Genomic DNA, 2,462 nt, shown 5'->3' with positions numbered 1-2,462 from the left:
GACGCGGCCGGCGCGCCCGCATCGCGCGGCCCGCCGCCTGCGACTCGTCGGCGCGGCTGGCGGATCCGTAAGGCGTCCCGTCCCGATCGTTCACCGGACCATCATTCAAAGGACCATCATGCTCTGGTCGATCATTCGAAGGACCATCGATCGCAGGACCATCGATCACTGGGCAATGCCGCCGACGGGCACGCCGCCGACACGGCCGAGCACGGTTTCGCCGGCGATGCTGCGCTGGCCGAGACAGACCTGGGGGACGACATGATCGGGGAGATAGACGTCGACGCGGCTGCCGAATCGGATGAGCCCGATCCGCTGGCCGACCGCGACCATGTCGCCCGCCTTGACGAAGCCCAGGATGCGGCGCGCGACAAGCCCGGCGATCTGGGTGAAGCCGATCCGCATGCCGTTGCGATCCTCGACCACGAAATGCTGGCGCTCGTTTTCCTCGGACGCCTTGTCAAGATCGGCGTTGAGGAACTTGCCCGAGATATAGACGACCTGGCGGATCGTGCCCGCGATCGGCGTGCGGTTGATGTGCACGTCGAACACCGACATGAAGATCGACACGCGCACCAGCGGGGCGTCGCCGAGACCATTCTCGCCGGCGAGTTCGCGCGGGATGGGGACGCGCTGGATCATCGTGATCAGCCCGTCGGCGGGGGCGACGATCAGCCCCTCGCCCTGCGGCGTGGTGCGGACGGGGTCGCGGAAGAAGGTCGCGACCCAGATCACGACGCCGACCATCGGCCAGAACAGCACATGGCTGAGCATCGTCAGCAGCAATGTGATGCCGGTCGCGATGGCGACGTATTTATAGCCTTCCGGATGGACTGCGGGAAATCGCCATTTGACCGTGGAGGTCGTGACGGGCGGCTTGTCGAGCGATGCCATAGCGTGCGGGTCTATCCGTGCCGGACGCGCGATACAACGATGAACAGCCTTTTCGCGACAGGACCGTGGGTTGCGCGAGGTTGCTCGAGGTTGCCTCGCACGACATTCGGTCGTCGATCGGCGCGCGCCCGACGGTTGATCGGCGGGGCCGGCTCCCCTAGACGCTCCCCCAACCCCCTCCCCCGAAGGATGATATATGGCGAAGATCAAGGTTAAGAATCCGATCGTGGAGATCGACGGCGACGAGATGACCCGGATCATCTGGGAATGGATCCGCGAGCGCCTGATCAAGCCGTATCTCGACATCCAGCTCGATTATTATGATCTGGGCGTCGAGCATCGCGACGCGACCGACGACCAGGTGACGATCGACAGCGCGCTCGCCACGCAGAAGCACGGCGTCGCGGTCAAGTGCGCGACGATCACGCCCGACGAGCAGCGCGTGACCGAATTCGGCCTGAAGAAGATGTGGAAGTCGCCCAACGGCACGATCCGCAACATCCTGGGCGGGACGATCTTCCGCGAGCCGATCGTGATCAAGAACGTCCCCCGCCTGATCCCGGGCTGGACCCACCCGATCGTCGTCGGCCGCCATGCGTTCGGCGACCAGTATCGCGCGACCGATTTCCTCGTCCCCGGCCCCGGCAAGCTGCGCCTGGTGTTCGAAGGCGATGACGGCGCGACGATCGACCGTGAAGTGTTCCAGTTCCCGTCGGCGGGCGTCGCAATGGCGATGTACAATCTCGACGACTCGATCCGCGACTTCGCGCGCGCGTCGATGCATTACGGCCTGAACCTGAAATGGCCGGTGTATCTGTCGACCAAGAACACGATCCTGAAGGCCTATGACGGCCGCTTCAAGGACCTCTTCGCCGAGGTTTTCGAGAGCGAATTCAAGGACAAGTTCAAGGAAGCGGGCATCGTCTACGAGCATCGCCTGATCGACGACATGGTCGCATCGGCGCTGAAGTGGAACGGTGAGTTCGTGTGGGCGTGCAAGAACTATGACGGCGACGTCCAGTCGGACCAGGTCGCCCAGGGCTTCGGCTCGCTGGGTCTCATGACCTCGATCCTGCTGACCCCGGACGGCAAGACCGTCGAGGCCGAGGCCGCGCACGGCACGGTCACGCGCCACTTCCGCATGCACGAGCAGGGCAAGGCGACCTCGACCAACCCGATCGCGTCGATCTTCGCCTGGACCGGTGGTCTCAAGTATCGCGGCAAGTTCGACGACACGCCCGACGTGACGAAGTTCGCCGAGACGCTCGAGCGCGTCTGCGTCCAGACGGTCGAGAACGGCCACATGACCAAGGATCTCGCGATCCTGATCGGCCCCGACCAGCCCTGGATGACGACCGAGCAGTTCTTCGAGCAGGTCCGCTCGAACCTCGAAGCCGAAATGGCCAACTGGGCGTGACGGACGGCCCCTCCCGGAAACGGGAGGGGCCTTTTTTTTTGGGTGCGGGTTGGGTGGTAGCGGCCTTCCGTGACGCCGCGCGCTCCTGCCGCGGCGAGGCTCGGCCGGCCCGGCGTCCAAGGCCCGCCCGGCTCTCCGACTCCCCCGCCTT

The 2,462-nt window shown here is 65.0% G+C and carries 2 protein-coding genes; one reads left to right on the top strand and one right to left on the bottom strand.

The features are described from left to right. Positions 1–165 precede the first annotated feature (165 nt). Positions 166–894 (bottom strand): phosphatidylserine decarboxylase, encoded by a 729-nt coding sequence (locus sphsw_RS10850; protein ID WP_031440639.1) that lies wholly within the window; start codon positions 892–894, stop codon positions 166–168. A 196-nt stretch (positions 895–1,090) separates the two neighbouring features. Between sphsw_RS10850 and sphsw_RS10845 the strand changes: the two genes are divergently transcribed. After that, positions 1,091–2,311, top strand: coding sequence for an NADP-dependent isocitrate dehydrogenase (locus tag sphsw_RS10845; protein ID WP_031394019.1), 1,221 nt, complete (start codon positions 1,091–1,093; stop codon positions 2,309–2,311). Positions 2,312–2,462 lie beyond the last annotated feature (151 nt).

Source organism: Sphingomonas sp. FUKUSWIS1, assembly GCF_000733135.1.
GTDB lineage: Bacteria > Pseudomonadota > Alphaproteobacteria > Sphingomonadales > Sphingomonadaceae > Sphingomonas > Sphingomonas aerolata.
This window is presented reverse-complemented; position numbering and strand designations above follow the sequence as displayed.